General features: G+C 66.8%; 16 protein-coding genes. 6 read left to right on the top strand and 10 right to left on the bottom strand.

Annotated elements, in window-relative coordinates:
* Positions 1 to 111: 111 nt before the first annotated feature.
* Positions 112 to 543: a YciI family protein gene (locus AC3IS2_RS08875; RefSeq protein WP_489197285.1), complete on the top strand. Its 432-nt coding sequence runs from the start codon at positions 112 to 114 to the stop codon at positions 541 to 543.
* 59 nt (positions 544 to 602) lie between these two features.
* Positions 603 to 1,265 (top strand): pyridoxamine 5'-phosphate oxidase, encoded by a 663-nt coding sequence (gene pdxH / locus AC3IS2_RS08870; RefSeq protein WP_489197283.1) that lies wholly within the window; start codon positions 603 to 605, stop codon positions 1,263 to 1,265.
* Between the two features lie 7 nt (positions 1,266 to 1,272).
* Here the strand turns inward: pdxH and AC3IS2_RS08865 are convergent, their stop codons facing one another.
* Together AC3IS2_RS08865 and udk are read right to left on the bottom strand one after the other, a co-directional pair.
* The gene (locus AC3IS2_RS08865; protein WP_489197281.1) at positions 1,273 to 1,887 is read right to left on the bottom strand and encodes a TetR/AcrR family transcriptional regulator; all 615 of its coding nucleotides are present in this window, start codon (positions 1,885 to 1,887) and stop codon (positions 1,273 to 1,275) included.
* Between the two features lie 89 nt (positions 1,888 to 1,976).
* Positions 1,977 to 2,621 carry a uridine kinase gene (gene udk / locus AC3IS2_RS08860; protein ID WP_489197280.1) on the bottom strand — a complete coding sequence of 215 codons (645 nt, stop codon included), beginning with the start codon at positions 2,619 to 2,621 and terminating at the stop codon, positions 1,977 to 1,979.
* A gap of 285 nt (positions 2,622 to 2,906) precedes the next feature.
* Here udk and AC3IS2_RS08855 point away from each other — a divergent pair, with 285 nt between their 5' ends.
* A complete protein-coding gene (locus tag AC3IS2_RS08855) occupies positions 2,907 to 4,538 on the top strand; it encodes a long-chain-fatty-acid--CoA ligase (RefSeq protein WP_489197278.1) in 1,632 nt (543 codons plus the stop codon).
* Between the two features lie 17 nt (positions 4,539 to 4,555).
* Positions 4,556 to 5,245 carry a DUF1499 domain-containing protein gene (locus AC3IS2_RS08850; protein ID WP_489197277.1) on the top strand — a complete coding sequence of 230 codons (690 nt, stop codon included), beginning with the start codon at positions 4,556 to 4,558 and terminating at the stop codon, positions 5,243 to 5,245.
* Here AC3IS2_RS08850 and AC3IS2_RS08845 read toward each other — a convergent pair.
* The 3 genes from AC3IS2_RS08845 to AC3IS2_RS08835 form a co-directional block, all read right to left on the bottom strand.
* Positions 5,242 to 6,168: an MBL fold metallo-hydrolase gene (locus tag AC3IS2_RS08845; RefSeq protein ID WP_489197275.1), complete on the bottom strand. Its 927-nt coding sequence runs from the start codon at positions 6,166 to 6,168 to the stop codon at positions 5,242 to 5,244. The two genes, AC3IS2_RS08850 and AC3IS2_RS08845, sit on opposite strands and share 4 nt — an antisense overlap.
* 234 nt (positions 6,169 to 6,402) lie before the next feature.
* Positions 6,403 to 6,807, bottom strand: a complete 405-nt coding sequence (locus tag AC3IS2_RS08840) for a protein tyrosine phosphatase family protein (protein WP_489197273.1) — start codon at positions 6,805 to 6,807, stop codon at positions 6,403 to 6,405.
* Between the two features lie 2 nt (positions 6,808 to 6,809).
* Positions 6,810 to 7,340, bottom strand: a complete 531-nt coding sequence (locus AC3IS2_RS08835) for a hypothetical protein (protein WP_489197271.1) — start codon at positions 7,338 to 7,340, stop codon at positions 6,810 to 6,812.
* 276 nt (positions 7,341 to 7,616) lie between these two features.
* On the opposite strand from AC3IS2_RS08835, the gene AC3IS2_RS08830 reads away from it, so the two are divergent.
* Both AC3IS2_RS08830 and AC3IS2_RS08825 read left to right on the top strand, forming a co-directional pair.
* Positions 7,617 to 10,688: a TonB-dependent receptor domain-containing protein gene (locus tag AC3IS2_RS08830; RefSeq protein WP_489197270.1), complete on the top strand. Its 3,072-nt coding sequence runs from the start codon at positions 7,617 to 7,619 to the stop codon at positions 10,686 to 10,688.
* Between the two features lie 149 nt (positions 10,689 to 10,837).
* On the top strand, positions 10,838 to 11,419 hold the full coding sequence (locus tag AC3IS2_RS08825; protein ID WP_489197268.1) for a hypothetical protein: 582 nt from the start codon (positions 10,838 to 10,840) through the stop codon (positions 11,417 to 11,419).
* A 4-nt stretch (positions 11,420 to 11,423) separates the two neighbouring features.
* On the opposite strand, the gene metH is transcribed toward AC3IS2_RS08825, so the two are convergent.
* The 5 genes from metH to AC3IS2_RS08800 all read right to left on the bottom strand — a co-directional run bounded on the left by metH (position 11,424) and on the right by AC3IS2_RS08800 (position 18,474).
* Complete coding sequence (gene metH / locus AC3IS2_RS08820; protein ID WP_489200131.1) at positions 11,424 to 14,090, bottom strand: methionine synthase; 2,667 nt, start codon at positions 14,088 to 14,090, stop codon at positions 11,424 to 11,426.
* 189 nt (positions 14,091 to 14,279) lie between these two features.
* Positions 14,280 to 15,374: a homocysteine S-methyltransferase family protein gene (locus tag AC3IS2_RS08815; protein WP_489197267.1), complete on the bottom strand. Its 1,095-nt coding sequence runs from the start codon at positions 15,372 to 15,374 to the stop codon at positions 14,280 to 14,282.
* Positions 15,375 to 16,331, bottom strand: a complete 957-nt coding sequence (gene metF / locus AC3IS2_RS08810; RefSeq protein ID WP_489197265.1) for a methylenetetrahydrofolate reductase [NAD(P)H] — start codon at positions 16,329 to 16,331, stop codon at positions 15,375 to 15,377. It lies immediately after the preceding gene.
* Positions 16,331 to 17,293: an ArsR/SmtB family transcription factor gene (locus AC3IS2_RS08805; RefSeq protein WP_489197263.1), complete on the bottom strand. Its 963-nt coding sequence runs from the start codon at positions 17,291 to 17,293 to the stop codon at positions 16,331 to 16,333. Before AC3IS2_RS08805 ends, metF begins: the two co-directional genes overlap by 1 nt.
* 251 nt (positions 17,294 to 17,544) lie before the next feature.
* Positions 17,545 to 18,474, bottom strand: a complete 930-nt coding sequence (locus AC3IS2_RS08800) for a 2-hydroxyacid dehydrogenase (protein ID WP_489197262.1) — start codon at positions 18,472 to 18,474, stop codon at positions 17,545 to 17,547.
* Positions 18,475 to 18,532 lie beyond the last annotated feature (58 nt).

Here is an 18,532-nt window from a genome sequence, read left to right as displayed (position 1 = left end):
ATCTTGCGGCCAATTGAAAAATCGCGGCCTGATGTCGGCATGACGGTTGGCCGTTCGACGTAGCGATATCGCGGAGATCAACTCCGCCGTTCAAACCAAGGGAGAGACGCCATGCGCGTGATGGTGATGATCAAGGGCACGGACGCCATCGAGGCGGGGGTTCAGCCGTCGGAGGCCCTGATGCGGGACATGACGACCTTCAACGAGGAGCTGGCGGCGGCAGGCATGATGCTGGCGGGCGAGGGGCTGCACCCGTCGTCGAAGGGCAAGCGGGTGGTGTTCGGCGGGCGCGACACGCCGATCGTGGTCGATGGCCCCTTCGCCGAGACCAAGGAACTGATCGCCGGCTTCTGGATCTGGCAGGTCAAGGACATGGACGAGGCCGTCGCCTGGGCCCGCCGCATCCCCGACACCGACAAACTGCACGGCGAGGTCGAGATCCGGCCCATCCTGTCGATGGAGGATTTCGACGCCATCACGCCCGACATCGTGGCGCGCGAAGAGGCCTTGCGCCAGCAGACCGGGGCCTATGGCGACGCTTGATGTCGCAGCCTGTCCACGCCTGATGACGTAGGGGAAGCGCGGGTGTAAGGATCAGGGCCATGACCCAGTCCCTGATCCCGCCCAGCCCGTCCGTCGAGGACTACGCCGCGCAACTGGCGGCCAATGCGGATGAGACCATCTTTGAGCGAGGCGAGCCTTTCGCCCTGTTCGCCGAATGGCTGGGCGCGGCCAAGGCGTCGGAACCGAACGACGCCAACGCCATGACCCTGGCCACGGTGGACGCGAACGGCCTGCCGGACGCGCGCATTGTCCTGCTGAAGGATGTGGATGCGCGCGGCTTCACCTTCTACTCCAATCAGGAGAGCGCCAAGGGCGAGCAGCTGTGGGCCCACCCGTCAGCAGCCTTGCTGTTCCACTGGAAGAGCCTGCGTCGCCAGGTCCGCGTGCGCGGCGCCGTCGAGCCGGTCAGCGCCGCCGAAGCCGACGCCTATTTCGCCAGTCGGGCGCGAGAGAGCCGCATCGGCGCCTGGGTGTCCGATCAGTCGCGCCCTCTGGCCAGCCGTGAAGTGTTGGAAGCCGGCGTCGCCACTCAGACCGCGCGCTTCGACGGCGGGGACGTGCCGCGCCCCGAGCGCTGGATCGGCTGGCGGGTGATCCCGCAGCAGATCGAGTTCTGGCGCGACCGTCCGTTCCGTCTGCACGATCGGCTGCGGTTCGATCGCGACGGCGACGACTGGAAGCCGACACGCCTCTGGCCCTGATCGGGGTTCAGGCGCCGTAGCGGGCCAGGAAGGTCTCCACCGCATCCTCGGCGATCTGCCGCGTAGGGCGAGCCGCCGTGACCTCGTCGCCAGTCACCAGCGGCACGAAGAAGACGGGGTGTTCGACCATCCCCATCAGTTGGCCGGCCGCCCAGGACGGCTTGGCGACCTTGACTTGACCCGCGGCGTTCATCTCGGTCAGGGCGACGATCAGCACGGCGCCGAAGTCATGCTTGCCGCGCTCGAAGAAGCTCCTCGCCACGACCTCGAAGCGTGGGCGTTCGGCCAGGACCAGGCGGAACACCGAGTGCACGAACGAGTCGCTCATGAACTCCGCATAGGCGCTGAGGAAACCCGTCAATCGCTCGCGCGGGGCGCCTTCGCAGGTTTTTACCGCCGCCATGCGCCGCGAGAAGTCCTCTGACGCATCCTCGATGACCGCAGCGAACAGCGCCGCCTTGCTGTCGAAGAAGGCATAGAGGGTGGCGGTGGATACACCGGATTCGCGGGCGATCGGCTCCATCCGCGTGGAGGCGTAGCCCTCCGAAATAAAGTGTAGTCGGGCCTGACGCACAATAGCGGCGCGTCGGGGGTCGTCGAGGTCGTGGACAGAAGCGGTCATCAGAACCTTGCCCAAATGTAATCAGGGCACGTTGCCTCTATTTCGCCACTATTGCAACGGGGTAAACGCCGTTTTGCGAACGGAAATCATTAGCGATGCCAAGGCTCTAGCATCGGGTGCGCCAGGACCGGCGCAGCCAGTCGAATGACCGCCTGGGGATCTTCCAGCCGCACGGCAGCCGTGGCGTCGGCGACGATGAAATCGGCGTGGGTGCGCGAGGGTTCGGTCAGCCTTTCGTGTCCGGGACGGACGGTCAGCAGGTACTGGTGGATGACGGATTCGGCGGTGCGGCCGCGTTCCGTCTGGTCGCGCAACAGGCGGCGGATGAAGCGGATGTCGGCCGGGGTATCGACAAAGACCTTGATGTCGAACAGGGCGGTCAGGGCCGGGCTGCACAGGACGTGGGTGCCCTCGACGATCACGACCTCGGCCGCGGGGATCGGCTCGCCGCCCGGATCGCGGCCGTGGTGGAGGAAGGAATAGAGCGGGGCCGTGACCGGCCGGCCGGCCTTCAGTTCGGACAGGTGTTCGGCCAGCAGCTCATGATCGCGCGCGGCCACGTCGTCGAAATCATGGGTGTCGGCGTCGAAGCCGGGCACGCTGGCGGCGTCGCGATAGTAGGAATCCTCGCGCATCAGCACGGCGACGCCGGCGGGCAGGGACGTGACCAGGGCCTCCGCCAGGGTGCTCTTGCCGGAGCCGGAGCCTCCGGTGATGGCGATCAGGATGGTCATGGGCGGTCTCCGTGCGTTCGGGCGGCTTTCTAGGCGGCTGGCGCGCGATTGGCCATGTTGCGCGAACCGCGCCCGTGTTGAAGAAGTCATCCGGTCTGCGAGCTTGCGAGGCATGAGGTTTCCAGCCTCTTTTGGATCGGGAGCGAGGTCATGCGCGGCGGCATGAAAAGCCGCGACCGGGTCCGCGACCTTGTTTCCCTAACGGCACGTTGCTTATCGCTGTTCACCTAGATAGCGTCGCTGCAAAGGCGCCGCTTTCAACAAGGCGCAACACGAGGGAATGCGATGCTGGGTTTGATGCAGGACTGGCCGCTGACGGTCGACAAGATTCTCGACCACGCCAAAAATTGGCACCCGAACCGCGAGGTCGTGACGCGATCCGTCGAGGGGCCGATCGAGCGCACGACCTATGGGGCCATCCACGGTCGGGCCAAGCGGGTGTCGAACGCGCTGAAGGCCTGGGGCGTCCAGCCGGGCGACCGGGTCGCCACCCTGGCCTGGAACACCGCCGACCACATCGAGGCCTGGTACGGCATCATGGGCATCGGGGCCGTGTGCCACACGCTGAACCCGCGCCTGTTCCCGGAACAACTGGTCTACATCATCAACCACGCGGGCGACCGGATCATCTTCGTCGATCTGACCTTCGTGCCGCTGCTGGACGCCATCCTGCCGCACTGCCCGTCGGTCGAGCGCGTCGTCATCATGACCGACCCCGACCACATGCCGCAGACCAAGCTGCCGGTGGTCGAATGCTATGAGAGCGTGCTGGAGCAGTCGTCGGAAGACGTGGTCTGGGGCGGGTTCGAGGAAAACACCGCCTGCGGCCTCTGCTACACCTCGGGCACGACGGGGAACCCCAAGGGCGTCCTCTATTCGCACCGCTCGAACTTCATCCACACCCTGCTGGGCCTGCAATCGACCGTCCTGGGCGCGACGCCCAAGGAAGTCATCCTGCCGGTGGTGCCGATGTTCCACGCCAACGCCTGGGGCATCGCCTTCGGCGGGCCGGCGGCGGGGTCCAAGCTGGTCATGCCGGGGGCGCGCATGGACGGTCCGGCCATCTATGAACTGCTGGAGAGCGAAGGCGTCACCTTCTCGGCCGCCGTGCCGACCGTCTGGCAGGGGCTGCTGAACCACCTGCGCGAGAACAAGCTGAAGCTCTCGACGGTCACACGCGTTCTGATCGGCGGCGCCGCCGTGCCGGAAAGCATGATCCGCGCCTTTAACGACGAGTTCGGCGTCGAGGTGCTGCAGGGCTGGGGCATGACCGAGACCTCGCCCATCGGCACCCTGTCCAACATGACCCCCGAACTGGCCGCCATGCCGTTCGAGGAGCAGCTGAAGTGGCGGGTCAAGCAGGGCACGCCGCCGCTGGGCGTCGAACTGAAGCTGAAGAACTACGCCGGTCAGGAGATGCCGCACGACGGCTCGACCTACGGCCGTCTGATGATCAAGGGGCCGACCATCGCCCGCACCTACTTCCGCGACGAGGGCGGCGAGATCCTGGACAACGAAGGCTTCTTCGACACCGGCGACGTCTCGACCATCGACGATCACGGCTTCATGCAGATCACCGACCGGGCCAAGGACGTCATCAAGTCCGGCGGCGAATGGATCAGCTCCATCGAGATCGAGAACCTGGCCATCGGCCATCCCAAGGTCGCCCTGGCCGCCGTCATCGGCGCGGCCCACCCGAAATGGGATGAGCGCCCGGTTCTGCTGATCAAGCTCAAGGACGGCGAGAGCGAGGACAAGCAGGAGCATCTCGACTTCCTGGTCGGCAAGATCGCCAAGTGGTGGATGCCCGACGACGTGGTCTTCCTGGCCGACATTCCGCTGGGCGCCACGGGCAAGATCGACAAGAAGCTGCTGCGCGAGCAGATGAAGGAGTATCGTCTGCCGACCGCAGGCTGATCTTTCAGGAGGGCCGCATGGCCGAACCGACCCGGACCCAGGCGCGCGCGGCCGAAATCCGTCTGCGCTGGCTGACGCTCGCGGCCTTTCTGGCGCCGATTCTGGTGCTGGTCGCCGTGTTCGGGACTCGGTTCGGCCTGTGGAGCGCCGGCTTTGGGCTGGAAGTGCTGACGCTGAAGATCGGCCGCATCCTGGCCTTCGCCGGGCTGGCGGCGGCGCTGACGGCGGTTGCGATTGCGTGGAAGGACGTGCGGCGGCGGGGCCTCTACGCCGCCGCAGCGCTGGCGGTCGCAGGGCTGACCGTGGCTCTGCTCCTGATCCAGGGGCAGCGTTTCGCGGTCGAGGCCGCCAACGACGTCACGACCGACGCCGCCGAGGTTCCGGCCTTCTCGCGCGCGGTCGTGGCCATGCGGGGCGGGCAGGGGGCGGCGGCGGTCGCCTGTCCCGGCCTGATCGCGGTTCCCCGTCAGGTCGCGCCCGAGACCGCTGCGGCGGCGCTGGAGGCGGCGGGCTTCACCGTGCGCGGCGCGGCGCCTTTCCGCGCTGACGGCTCGAAAGAAGGCTTCTGGTTCGGCCTGACCCATGACGCCGCCATCCGCATCCGTCCCGGCCGCACCGATGTGCGCGTGGCCCAGCGCGAAGGCGTGAAGGTCGGCGACGAAGCCTGCCGTCTGGCTCGCGCCGTCGTGGACGGACTGCAGCCCTAGTCCATGATCAGGGCGTAGCGGGCGGCCATCGTTGGTTCAGGCGCGGCTGCAGCGCGCCCCTCCTGCACCAGCTTGATCAGGTGCGACAGCACCGACAGGCTGGCCGCCGGCCACAGGCGTTGATCCACGGCGGCGTAGAGGGCGGGGACCATCTGGGCGATGGTCTCGTCCCCCGTCGCCAGTCGCGCCATGATCTGAGCCTCGCGCTCCAGCCGGTGGTCGCGGTAGGCCTTCAGGAAGGGCGCGACCTGGGTGATGGCCGGGCCGTGCGTCGGCCACAGGGTCGAGAAGCCGCGCGCCAGCACCCGATCCAGGCTGTCCATATAGGCCGCCATGTCGCCGTCGGGCGGCGCGACGACCGTGGTGGACCAGCCCATGACGTGGTCGCCGCTGAACAGGGCGTTCTCGTCCCTCAGCACATAGGCCATGTGGTTCGAGGCGTGGCCGGGCGTGGCCATGGCCTCAAGGGTCCAGCCCTCGCCCTCGATCCGCTGCCCGTCCGTCACGATGACGTCGGGTTGGAAGTCGGCGTCGTCGTCCTCGTCCATCGCGGCCTGACCCATCTGGTCCGAGGCGTGGATCGTCGCTCCGTGCGGTTGCGCCGCCAGGATGGGCGCGCCGCCCACCGCTTCGGCGAAGGGGCGGGAGAGGGGGGCGTGGTCGCGGTGGGTGTGGGTCACAAGGATATGGCTGACCGTTCGCCCCTTCACCGCCCGCAGCAGGGCGTGCAGGTGGGCCTCGTCGTCGGGACCGGGGTCGATCACCGCCACCTCGGCGCCCGGCATGTCGCGCCCGACGATATAGGTCCCCGTGCCGGTAAAGGTGAACGGCCCGGGGTTGTCGGCGATGACCCGCTGGATCAGCGGCGAAACTTGGTCGCGGTGGCCGTAGGTGAAGTCGAACTGGCGGACATAGGGGATCACGGGCGGTCGTCCTTGGCAGGCGGCAGGGGCGGCCAGCGCGGCGCCGACCTTGCGTTGAACGCCTGTAACCCATTCAGGAGCCCGCGCCGTGATCCGAACCGCTGTTTTTCCTGCGCCAAATCGAGTTTCTGGCGTGTTCTTCGCCCTGGCCTGTCTCGTGGCGGTCCAATGGGGTGTCGCCTCATGCACGCCGGAACCCGCCGCGCCCTACGCTGCGCGCGTCGCCGTCGTCCGTTAGAGCGGCAGGCGGCTAAGATCGTAACCGGCGGCCAGGGCCAAGGCTCGCAGGTCGTCGGCGTCCGCGCCCCGGCTGGCTTCGACCATGGCCCAGGTCGCGGCTGAGCGCATTCCCGAACGGCAGTAGAGAAGCGCCGACGCGCCGTCGTCCAGGAAGGCCCCGACGCAAGCAACCGTTTCGGCGTCGGGCAGGCCGCGCACCGGCGCGTCCAGATACTCCAGGCCGGCGGCTTCGGCGGCGGCGCGGATTTCGGCGCTGGTGGGTTGGCCCGGCTCCTCATGATCCGGTCGATTGTTCACCACCTTGCGGAAGCCCAAGCGCGCCGCAGCGTCGGCCAGGGTGTCAGGAGAGATCTGGCCGGCAAGCCAGATGCGGTCGTTCAGGGCGACGGGGTCGGTCATCACTACTGTCTCCTTACGCGGACGGCGCGGCTGCGCCCCGCGGTCAGCAGATAACTGCCGAGGGAGGCGCGACGCACGCGAATTTCCATGCCGGCTCGATTCTGGAACCGCACAGGATCGGAATCGATCTGACGCCATTCCGAGCCGTCGGCCAGGCGGAACAGCCATTTGCCGTCCAGGCCCTGACCGGCGCTCAGCAGGGTGGTTTCGACGGCGTCGATCTTCTCCGCCGGATCGTCGCGCCCGAACATGGGCGGGAGGGACGGAATTTCGAATCCGAACAGTTGGCGACGGGCTTCGCGAATCTGTCCGCGTTCGACCACGACGACCTCGCCTTGGCGTTCGGCGGCGTCCAGAGCGCCGGCTGCGCGGTCGAAACAGCCCAAACGCTCAGCGTCCGACGTTATCTGGCGGCAGGCGGCGACCTGCTCCAGAAGCGGTGATCGGTTTGTGGCGGAATTTTGCGCAAAACTGGACGCTGGGAGCAACAAAACGGCGAAAATCGCGGTGCCTAGTGTGGTGATGATGCGCACATTTCCCTCCAGGAGAAGCTAAGCCGTTTAAGACGTCTCTTAGTGCCACGGTGTTTCCATCAAGGCCATACGAGTCAGAGCGTGGCGATTTTGCGACAGGGCAGAGGCCACTTTGTTACGCGTGTGTAATTTTCCTGTCCGATACAGATTTCACGTGGCTAACCTCCCGGCCAGCTAACGATCCGACGCGTCTTCAGGCGCCAATCGAGTCTAGCTGTGGGCGACAGGTGAGGGGCAAGCTTTGCTGTTGCCGTCCACAACTCAGGAGGACGAACCTTGAAATTCCAGATCAAACGCGAGCGACTGCTGGCGTCGACGATGATCGCGGGCTTCGCGCTCGCCGGGCTGGCGGCTCCCGCCATGGCCCAGACCACCCCGGCGCCGGCTCAGCCTGAGCAAGCCAGCCAGGTGGGCGACATCGTGGTCACCGGCTCGCGCATTCGCCAGCCCAACCTGACCACGACCAGCCCGGTGACCCAGGTCACGGGCGAGGACATCGACGTTCAGGGCGTGACCCGCGTCGAGGACCTGGTCACCCAACTGCCGCAGGCCTTCGCCGCGCAGAACTCGACCGTCTCCAACGGCGCTTCGGGTACGGCCACCGTTTCGCTGCGTAACCTGGGTTCGTCGCGCACCCTGGTGCTGATCGACGGCAAGCGCATGGGCTACGGCTCGCCGCAGGACGACGCCGCCGACCTGAACCAGATCCCCGGCCAGATGGTCGAGCGGGTTGAAGTGCTGACGGGCGGCGCCTCGGCCGTCTACGGTTCGGACGCCATCGCCGGCGTCGTGAACTTCATCATGCGCCGCGACTTCGAAGGCATCGAAATCGACGCCCAGTACGGCTTCAACCAGCACAACAACGACTATGACGGCGTCGGCAACCTGCGCAACGTCATCGCCGGCCGCGCCGCGACCAACCCGTCGCAGTTCAAACTGCCCGACGACAACGTCACGACCGGCTTCAGCCGCGAAGTGAACGTCCTGATGGGCGTCAACGCACCGGATGATCGCGGCAACATCACCCTGTATGCCGGCTATCGGAAGAACAACAAGGTTCTGGGCCGCGACTACGACTACGCGGCCTGTTCGCTCGCGGCGCCGGCCGCTGCCACTATCAACGATTTCAGGTGCGGCGGTTCCGGCACCTCGTTCCCGGGTCAGTTCACGAAGGACTTCACGGCGGCCAACACCTTCACCGTTGACGCCTCCGGCAACTTCATCCCGTTCGTGGCTTCGCGTGACCAATACAACTTTGGTCCGTCGAACTATTATCAGCGTCCGGATGAGCGTTACACCATGGGTGCCTTCGGCCACTATGACGTGACCGATAAGATTGAAGTCTACACCCAGCTGATGTTCAGCGACTACTCGACGATCGCGCAGATCGCGCCGTCGGGTAACTTCTTCGGCGAGTTTTCTAACGGCTTCCGCACCACGGACGGCAGCTCGACCATCGGCTGCGACAATCCGCTGCTGTCGGCCCAGCAGTTGGGGATCCTCGCCTGTAGCGCGGCCGATATCGCATCCGGCGCCGACAAGGCGATGTATATCGGGCGTCGTAACGTCGAGGGCGGCGGCCGTCAGTCGGACATCCGCTTCCAGTCGTATCGCGGCGTTGTCGGCGCTCGTGGCGATCTGAACGACGCCTGGAGCTACGACCTGACCGCCCAGTACTCGCGCGCTCAGTTCACCAACATCTACCGCAACGAGTTCTCGAACACCCGTCTGGCCCGTGCGCTGGACGTCGTGAAGGATCCGATCACCGGCCAGCCCGTCTGCTCGTCCGTGCTCGCCGGCATCGACGCCGACTGCGTGCCCTACAACATCTTCAAGTCGGGCGGCGTGACGCAGGCGGCGCTGGACTATCTGCAGGTGCCGCTGGTCGCCACCGGCTGGACCACCCAGCAGGTCGTCTCGGGCTCGCTGACCGCCGACCTCGGCGTCTATGGCGTCAAGTCGCCATGGGCCACGCGCGGCGTTCAGACGGCGTTCGGCGTTGAATATCGCCGCGACGGCCTGGACCTGACCCCGGACGTGTCGTTCACGTCGGGCGACGGCGCCGGTCAAGGCGGCGCGACCCTGGGCCTCAACGGTTCGAACCAAGTCTATGACGTGTTCGCCGAAGCTCAAATTCCGATCGCCGAAGGCATGGCCTTCGCCGACCAACTGTCGGTCGACCTGGCCTATCGTCACTCGGAGTATGATCTGGGCGGCGGCACGGACTCGTGGAAAGTCGGCGCCGACTGGGCTCCGATCTCTTCGGTTCGTTTCCGCGCCAGCGCTCAGCGCGCCGTGCGTGCACCGAACGTGATCGAACTGTTCACCGCGCAGGGCTTCAATCTGTTCGACCTGGACTTCGATCCTTGCGACGGCCTGGTTGGACCGAATAACCGCCCCGCCGCCGCCGGCCCCGTTCCGGCGTCGTGCATCGGCACCAATCCGTGGCAGGTGACGACGGCTCAGTCGAATGGCGGCGCTCTGACCAGCCCGGCCGGTCAGTATAACTTCCTGCAAGGCGGCAACACGGCTCTGACGCCGGAAGAGTCCGACACCATGACCTTCGGTGTCGTCTTCACGCCGGAGTTCCTGCCGGGCTTCAACCTGACGCTGGACTACTTCGACATCCAGATCGACAACCTGATCTCGTCGATCGGCGCCCAGAACTCCCTGGACGCCTGCTATACGTCGGGTCTGGCTGCGGCCTGTAACAACATCAAGCGTAACTCCAATGGTCAGCTCTGGATCGGCACCGGCAACGTGATCGACCTGAACACCAACATCGGCGGTCTGAAGACCTCGGGTGTGGACGTGGCGGCCAACTACAATATGGATCTGGCCGACTACGGCTGGGACCGCGCCGGCACCTTGGGCTTCACCATGGTCGGCACCTGGTTGAACTCGCTCGAGACCGACACCGGCCTGGGCTTCGACAACTCGAAGTATGACTGCGCCGGCTTCTTCGCCAACCAGTGCGGCGTTCCGAACCCGGAATGGCGTCACCGCTTCCGCGTCGATTGGGGCACCCCGATCGAAGGCCTGAACGTCAACGGTACGTGGCGCTACTATGGCGGCGCAGAAATCGCCGTTCTGGGTGATGACGGCAGCCTGAACAACGCGCCGGCCAACCGTATCGACCGCGAGTTCGACGCCATCAACTACTTCGACCTGGCGGCGACCTGGCAGGCTCGTGACAACGTGTCGGTGCGCGCGGGCGTGAACAACGTCTTCGACACCGATCCGCCGCTGTCCTCCAGCGTCGGCACGACCGGCAACAACAACACCTATCCGCAGCTGTATAATGCGATGGGGCGTTACATCTTCTTCGGTGTGACGGCTAACTTCTAAGCCCTTTCAAAGGCTTGGGGATTGGGCGGCGGGTCTTCGGACCTGCCGCCCTTTTTCTTTTGAAACCGTCGCCGCAGAAAAACCATCCGGGGCGGCAAGCGTGACGGGGCAGCGCGCCGCTGTCGCCGTCAGAGAGAAAGACACCGCCTATGGACCTTCGTTCCGCCTTGATCCTGGTCGCCGCGATGGCCGTCCTGTCGCCGGGAGCGGCGTTTGCCCAGGATGCGGACGGGCTGGTGGTCACGGCCAACCGCTCGACTGAAACGGCGGAGGCGCTGAAGGTCCGCGAAGCCATGGCCTATGCGGCCGAGTTGCCGCGCGGAGCGCCGCAGGGGGACTATCCGCTGGTCGCCTGGTGCGAGGCCCTGATCAAGGGACACATCGCCCTGGGCGAGAGTCTGCAGACGACCGACGCCCTGGATCTGGACATCATCCGCCTGGGCAAGCTGGAGGCCGTTGATTTCGGTTCGGCTTTGGCCGTCGCAGGAGCGCGCCAGTCTCCGGCGATCAAGGCCACGGCGCAGCAGGCGGCGACCGCCGCCGCCGGTCAGTGGGCGCCGCTGCTGGCGCAACAGGACGTCAAGGCGCGCAGCGAGGCCTTCGGCCTGTTCTTCGGCCTGCCGGGACGCTGCGAACACGCCGCCCGCCGCATTCGCGAGAACATCGCCACGCCGCCCGCCGCGCTGAAGGATGTCGGGCTGGACACCGCGACGGCGGCCCCCGCCGCCTGACGGATCAGGCGGCGGTGTCGCGCGCGATGGCGCCGGGATCGTAGTTGAGGATGGGGGCCAGCCAGCGTTCGGCGGTCTCCACGTCCCAGCCCTTGCGGCGGGCGTAGTCCTCGATCTGATCGCGGTCGATCTTGCCGACGCCGAAGTAGTGGCTGCCCGGATGGCCGAAATAGAGGCCCGAGACCGAGGCCGGGGGCGTCATCGCATAGCTCTCGGTCAGGGCCATGCCCGCATTGGCGCCCGCGTCCAGCAGGCGGAACAGGGTGGCCTTTTCCGTGTGGTCGGGCTGGGCCGGGTAGCCGGGGGCGGGGCGGATGCCCTGATACTTCTCTTCGATCAGGTCCTGAACTGAGGTCTGCTCGTCGGCGGCGTAGCCCCAGAGCTGGGTGCGAACCTCCTTGTGCAGACGCTCGGCGAAGGCTTCGGCCAGGCGGTCGGCCAGGGCCGTGGCCATGATCGAGGAATAGTCGTCGCCTGCGTCCTTGAAGCGCTTGGCGATTTCCAGCTCGCCATGCCCCGCCGTGACGGCGAAGGCGCCGACGTAATCCTGGCTCTCTTCAGCCACGAAGTCCGACAGGGCCAGGTTGGGCTTGCCGTTCGACTTCTTTATCTGCTGGCGCAGGGTGTGGAAGCGGGCGATCTCGTCGCTGCGGTTCTCGTCGGCATAGACGGCGATGTCGTCGCCGTCGGCGCGGGCGGGCCAGAAGCCGACCACGCCCTTCGCCGTGAACCACTTCTCGTCGATGATGCGCTTCAGCATGGCCTGGGCGTCGCGGAACAGGTCCTTGGCCGCCTCGCCGACGATCTCGTCTTCGAGGATCAGCGGGTAGCGGCCGATCAGCTCCCAGCTGGCGAAGAAGGGGGTCCAGTCGATGTGGTCGGCCAGATCGGCCAGGTCCCAGGCGTCGAAGGCCCGCACGCCGATAAACGACGGCTTGCCGGGCATGGTCGCGGCGGGATCGGCGTTGAAGCGGTTCTCGCGCGCCTGCTGGATGGTGGCGCGGGCCTTGACCTCCTGGCCGCGCGCGTACTGTTCGCGGATGCGCACGTATTCGTCGCGGGTGGCGGCTTCGTTCTTCGCCTTGTCGGTTGGAGACAGCAGGCCGGACACCACGCCGACGGCGCGGCTGGCGTCGATGACATAGGTGGTCGAACCCTTGCGATAGCCCGGCTCGATCTTGACCGCCGTATGGGTGCGGCTGGTCGTGGCCCCGCCGATCAGCAGGGGAATGTCAAAGCCGCGCCGCTCCATCTCGCGGGCGACGAAGACCATCTCGTCCAGCGACGGGGTGATCAGACCGGACAGGCCGATGATGTCGACCTTGTGCTCGACGGCGGCGTCCAGGATGCGGTCGGCCGGGACCATGACGCCCAGGTCGATGACCTCGTAGTTGTTACATTGCAGCACCACGCCGACGATGTTCTTGCCGATGTCGTGGACGTCGCCCTTGACCGTGGCCATCAGGATGCGGCCGGCCTGTTCGCGCGGCTTGCCGGCCTTTTCGGCCTCCATATAGGGTTCCAGCCAGGCGACGGCCTGCTTCATCACGCGGGCGGACTTCACCACCTGCGGCAGGAACATCTTGCCCGATCCGAACAGGTCGCCGACCACGTTCATCCCGTCCATCAGCGGACCTTCGATGACGTGCAGGGGACGCTCCACCGACAGGCGGGCCTCTTCGGTGTCGGCCTCGATGAACTCGGTGATGCCGTGGACCAGGGCGTGGGCGATGCGGGCCGCAACCGGCTGCTCGCGCCATTTCAGGTCGACGACGCGCGCCGCGCCCTTTTCGCCCTTGTAGGTGGGCGCCATGTCCACCAGCCGCTCGGTGTTGGACACGTTTGTCCGCTGCGGCCGGTTCAGGATCACGTCCTCGACCGCTTCGCGCAGGGTGGCGTCGATGTCGTCATAGACCGGCAGGTCGCCGGCGTTGACGATGCCCATGTCCATGCCCGCCGCGATGGCGTGGTAAAGGAAGACGCTGTGGATCGCCCGGCGCACCGGCTCGTTGCCGCGGAAGCTGAACGAGACGTTCGACACCCCGCCCGAGATGCGGGCGTAGGGCAGGGTGGCCTTGATGACCTTGACCGCCTCGATGAAGTCGACGGCGTAGTTGTCGTGCTCCTCGATCCCCGTCGCCACGGCGAAGATATTGGGGTCGAAGATGATGTCCTCGGGCGGGAAGCCGACCTCGTTGACCAGGATATTGTAGGCGCGGGTGCAGATCTCGATCTTGCGGGCGGCGGTGTCGGCCTGACCAACCTCGTCAAAGGCCATGACGACAACGGCGGCGCCGTAGCGCAGGCATTTGATCGCGTGTTCGCGGAAGGCGGCTTCGCCCTCCTTCATGCTGATCGAGTTGACGATCGGCTTGCCCTGAACGCATTTCAGGCCCGCCTCGATGACCTCCCACTTGGAGCTGTCGATCATCACCGGCACGCGGGCGATGTCGGGTTCGGCTGCGATCAGGTTGAGGAAGGTGCGCATGGCGACGGCGCCGTCCAGCAGGCCCTCGTCCATGTTGATGTCGATGACCTGGGCGCCCGCCTCGACCTGTTGGCGGGCGACGTCGAGGGCGGCGGTGTAGTCGCCGTCGACGATTAGCTTGCGGAACTTGGCCGAGCCGGTGACGTTGGTCCGCTCGCCGACGTTGATGAAGACAGGACGCATCTTACTGACCGAACGCAATCCTTCTCCCCTTGGGGGAGAAGGTGTCATGCGGAGCATGACGGATGAGGGGGAGGTGTCCGCGTACACGGTCCTTTGCGATGAGGGAGAAGCCAGCGTCCTCCTCATCCGAGCCGCTGGCGCGGCCCACCTTCTCCCCCAAGGGGAGAAGAAAAATACCGGCGGATGTCCTCACGCCACCAGCTCGAACGGTTCCAGCCCCGACAGGCGCATGGCCACCGGGCGTTCCGGGATTTCGCGCGGCTTCAGCGGGGCGACTTCTTCGGCGACGTGCTTGATGTGGTCGGGGGTGGTGCCGCAGCAGCCGCCGACGATGTTGACCAGGCCGGACGCGGCCCATTCCTCGATGAAGTGGGCGGTCTCGTGGGGTTGTTCGTCGTACTGGCCCATGGCGTTGGGCAGGCCGGCGTTGGGGTAGGCGGCGACCAGGGTGTCGGCGACGCGGCTCAGTTCGGCGATGAAGGGTCGCATCAGGTCGGCGCCGAGGGCGCAGTTGAACCCCACCGCGAAGGGCTTGGCGTGGCGCACGGAGTTCCAGAAGGCCTCGGCGGTCTGGCCGCTAAGGGTGCGGCCCGAACGGTCGGTGATGGTGCCGGAAATCCAGATCGGCAGCGGCTCCAGCCCCTCGTCCTCGAGGTCCTTGATGGCCTTGATGCAGGCCTTGCAGTTCAGCGTGTCGGTGATGGTTTCGATCAGATAGAGGTCGACGCCGCCCTCGTTCAGGGCCTTCACCTGATGGCGATAGGCCTCATAGACCTCGTCGAAGGTCACCAGCCGCGCGCCGGGGTCGTTCACGTCGGACGACATGGACAGCATCTTGTTCAGCGGGCCGATGGAGCCGGCGGCGAAGCGCGGCTTGTGCGGCTCCCGGGCCGTCCAGTGGTCGGCGGCGGCGCGGGCTAGTTTCGCGCCTTCCAGATTGATGTCCCAGACGGCTTGCGCGTCCAGCTTGTAGTCGTCCTGGGCGATGGTGGTGGCCGAGAAGGTGTTGGTCTCGGAGATGTCCGCGCCCGCGCCGTAATACTGGTCGTGCAGGTCGGCGATGATGTCGGGACGGGTGATGCAGAGGATGTCGTTGTTCCCCTTCATCTGGTCCTTTTCGTTGTAGCCGGCAGCCGCGACGAAGCGGTCGCCGCGGAAGTCGGCTTCTTCCAGCCCGCGCCGCTGGATCATGACGCCCCAGGAGCCGTCGAGGACCAGGATGCGTTCCTTGGCCGCCGCGTGCAGGGCGGCGATCCGTTCAGGACGGGTCAGGGGGGAAGTCATTTACGCAACAGCCTTGGTTTCACGCACGCCCAGCACCCGGCAGATCGCATAGACCAGCTCGGCGCGGTTCAGAGTGTAGAAGTGGAAGTCCGCGAAGCCTTCTTCCTGCAGCCGCGCGCAGGTCTCGGCGGCGATGGAGGCGGCCAGCAGCTTGCGGGTCTCGGGGTCGTCGTCCAGCCCGTCGAAGTGGGCCGCCAGCCAGTCGGGGATGGAGGCACCGCAGGCCGCGCTCATCCGGCTCAGGCCCTTGAAGTTGGACACGGGCATGATGCCGGGGATCAGGGGGATGGTCACGCCCGCCGCCCGCACCCGGTCACGGAAGCGCAGGAAGGCCTCGATGTCGAAGAAGAACTGGGTCACGGCGCGGGTGGCGCCGGCGTCCACCTTGGCCTTCAGCACGTCGATATCGTGGTCGATCGACGGGCTTTCCGGGTGTTTCTCGGGATAGGCGCCGACAGTGATGTCGAAGCCGCCGACGCGGCTGATCGCCTGGGACAGTTCGGTGGCGTTGGCGTAGCCGTCCGTGCGCGGGACGTAGGCGCCGCCGATGCCGTCTCCGCCCGGCGGGTCGCCGCGAAGGGCGACGATGTGATCGACGCCGATGGCCTTGTAGCCCTCGATGACCTCATCGACCTCGTCGCGGCTGGCCTCGACGCAGGTCAGGTGGGCGGCGGGACGCAGGGTCGTCTCGCTGATGATCCGCTGCACCGTGCGGTGGGTGCGCTCGCGCGTCGAGCCGCCGGCGCCGTAGGTGACGGAGACGAAGGCCGGGTTCAGCGGTTCCAGCCGGCGGATGGCGTTCCACAGGTTGGCCTCGGCCTCGTCCGACTTGGGCGGGAAGAACTCGAACGAGACGTTGACGGCATTGCGGTTGGAACCGGCGCGCGCCACGGGACCCAGCGGCGACAGCAGCAGGGCGCGGGCTTCAGCCAGGTTGAGAGCGGCGGGGGAGGCCATCAGGCGGTCTTTCGGGCAGGGACGGCGGCGCGTTCGCCGGTCCAGATGTGGACGGTCAGGCCCTCGGTGTCGGGCGGCAGGGCGACGGGGGCGTCGGCGGTCAGGCCCGCGTCGGCCAGCCAGCCCTGGATTTCCTCGTCAGCGAAGCCCAGGCGGCGGTGCTGGTGCGCCTCGCGAAGTTGCTCCAGCTGGTGCGGGGCGAAGTCGACGATCAGCAGCTTGCCGCCCGGCATGACCAGGCGCGCGGCCTCGGCCACGGCGGCGGCGGGATCGGCCAGATAGTGCAGGACCTGATGCACGATCACCAGGTCGGCGCTGGCGTGCGGCAGGCGGGTCGAGAAGATGTCGCCGTGGCGCAGTTCGACCTTGTCCAGCCCGGCCTTGGAGACATTGGCGCGGGCGATGTTCAGCATGTTCTGGCTGAGATCCAGACCGACCGACATCTTCGCCTTCTTGCCGAACAGGGTCAGCATCCGGCCCGAGCCGGTGCCCAGATCGACGACGCGCTCGAACGGGCCGGGGCCGGCCGCCTGCTCGACGGCGGTTTCGACCGCGCTCTCGCAGACATAGAGGCTCCGCATCTGGTCCCACTGCGGCGCGACCTGTTCGAAATAGCGGGCGGCGTCGATGGCGCGCTCCTTGCGCACCTCGTCCAGGCGGCGATGGTCGGCCTCGCCCTCGGCGTGGTCCAGCAGGTCCAGCACCGTGTCGATCAGGCGGCGCGACAGGGCGTCGTGCGACAGGCGGTAGAAAACTCGCGCCCCGTCGGGGAATCGTTCGATCAGGCCGGCGTCGGCCATCAGCTTCAGGTGACGCGACACGCGCGGCTGGCTCTGGTCCAGAACCCGCGACAGCTCCATGACCGACAGTTCCTCGGCGGCGAGCAGCGACAGCACCCGCAAACGGGTGGGTTCGCCTGCGGCGCGCAGGGCCTCGACGGTCTGGTCAGCGGTCAGTGTCATGAGGTCGTATAAAGATATCCTTATACGATTATGCAAGCAAAATCTGGCTGCGAATGGGGACTATCGCCCATCACGCGGCACGGATCGGTCGCTAGAGCGCAAGGTGAAGGGCGATCTGCTTTCCTCCCCATGACATGAGGAGGGGGACCGCGTAGCGGTGGAGGGGCTGCTTGATCAAAGGTCGCCCCTCCGTCACGTCGGCTTCGCCGACGCGCCTCCTCCCCATTTCATGGGGAGGAGGACCCGGTTGCCTAGCCCCCGACTGGCGTCTTCAGCGGCTCGCCCGCGAAATGGGCCGACAGGTTCTGAAGCAGCAGCATCAGCATCCCCTGAACCGCCTCAGTCGTGGCTCCCGCCGTGTGAGGCGTCAGGACGGTGTTGGGCACGGCGGCCCAGCGCGCGGCGTCGGTCGGCTCGGTCTCGAACACGTCGAGGGCGGCGCCGCCGAGGCGTCCGTCGCGCAGGGCGGCGATGACGGCGTCCTCGTCCACCAACTGACCGCGCGCGACATTGACCAGCAGGCCCGACGGCCCCAGGGCCTCGATCACCTCGGCCGAGATCAGGCCGCGATTGCTCTCGTCCGCGCGACAGGCGACGACCAGCACGTCGGAGGCGCGGGCCAGGTCGAGCAGGCTGTCGGCGCGGGGCCAGGCGGCCTCCTTGGCGCGCGGCGCCCACCACTGGACCTTCATCCGCATGGCCTCGGCGCGACGGGCCACGGCCTCGCCTATGGCGCCAAGGCCGACGATGCCGATCGTCTGGTCGCCCATCGACGGGGTGATGGTCTTGGAGGCTGGGGTCCAGCCGCCGGCGCGCAACTGCCGGTCCCCTTCTGCGATCTGACGCCGCGCCGCCAGGATCAGGCCGATGGCGTGGTCGGCGACGTCTTCGTGGTTGATGGCGGGGGCGTGGGTGACGGCCAGGCCGCGCGCGCGGCACCACTCGACATCGATGCCGTCATAGCCCGAGGTGAAGCAGGCGATCAGCGACAGGTTGGGCAGGCGCTCGATCAGATCCTTGTCCAGTTCGAACTCGCCCGCCACGACCAGGACGCGGACGTCGGCCGCGGCCTCGATCGGCGGCCCCTCCCAGAAGCGATAGACGTCGTAGGCGCCTTCGAGAAAGACGCTGAGCGGCGCGAGGTGCCGCTGCATGATCAGGATGGCGGGGCGCTGGGTCATGGACGTCAGACTAACCCGGTTCCGCCGTATCGCCAGCGGGCAAAGAAAAACGGCCCCC

It is taken from the genome of Brevundimonas sp. KH_025 (assembly GCF_057839885.1).
Note: the sequence above shows the minus strand (reverse complement) of the source record. Positions and strands in the feature narration are given on the sequence as shown.

Bases quoted from the DNA above. Each gene is read 5' to 3' on its own strand.
- AC3IS2_RS08865 (WP_489197281.1), bottom strand. From the start codon at position 1,887: ATGACCGCTTCTGTCCACGACCTCGACGACCCCCGACGCGCCGCTATT.
- AC3IS2_RS08815 (WP_489197267.1), bottom strand. From the start codon at position 15,374: ATGACTTCCCCCCTGACCCGTCCTGAACGGATCGCCGCCCTGCACGCG.
- AC3IS2_RS08850 (WP_489197277.1), top strand. From the start codon at position 4,556: ATGGCCGAACCGACCCGGACCCAGGCGCGCGCGGCCGAAATCCGTCTG.
- pdxH (WP_489197283.1), top strand. From the start codon at position 603: ATGACCCAGTCCCTGATCCCGCCCAGCCCGTCCGTCGAGGACTACGCC.
- AC3IS2_RS08825 (WP_489197268.1), top strand. From the start codon at position 10,838: ATGGACCTTCGTTCCGCCTTGATCCTGGTCGCCGCGATGGCCGTCCTG.
- AC3IS2_RS08800 (WP_489197262.1), bottom strand. From the start codon at position 18,474: ATGACCCAGCGCCCCGCCATCCTGATCATGCAGCGGCACCTCGCGCCG.
- AC3IS2_RS08840 (WP_489197273.1), bottom strand. From the start codon at position 6,807: ATGACCGACCCCGTCGCCCTGAACGACCGCATCTGGCTTGCCGGCCAG.
- metH (WP_489200131.1), bottom strand. From the start codon at position 14,090: ATGCGTCCTGTCTTCATCAACGTCGGCGAGCGGACCAACGTCACCGGC.
- AC3IS2_RS08855 (WP_489197278.1), top strand. From the start codon at position 2,907: ATGCTGGGTTTGATGCAGGACTGGCCGCTGACGGTCGACAAGATTCTC.
- udk (WP_489197280.1), bottom strand. From the start codon at position 2,621: ATGACCATCCTGATCGCCATCACCGGAGGCTCCGGCTCCGGCAAGAGC.
- metF (WP_489197265.1), bottom strand. From the start codon at position 16,331: ATGGCCTCCCCCGCCGCTCTCAACCTGGCTGAAGCCCGCGCCCTGCTG.
- AC3IS2_RS08875 (WP_489197285.1), top strand. From the start codon at position 112: ATGCGCGTGATGGTGATGATCAAGGGCACGGACGCCATCGAGGCGGGG.
- AC3IS2_RS08805 (WP_489197263.1), bottom strand. From the start codon at position 17,293: ATGACACTGACCGCTGACCAGACCGTCGAGGCCCTGCGCGCCGCAGGC.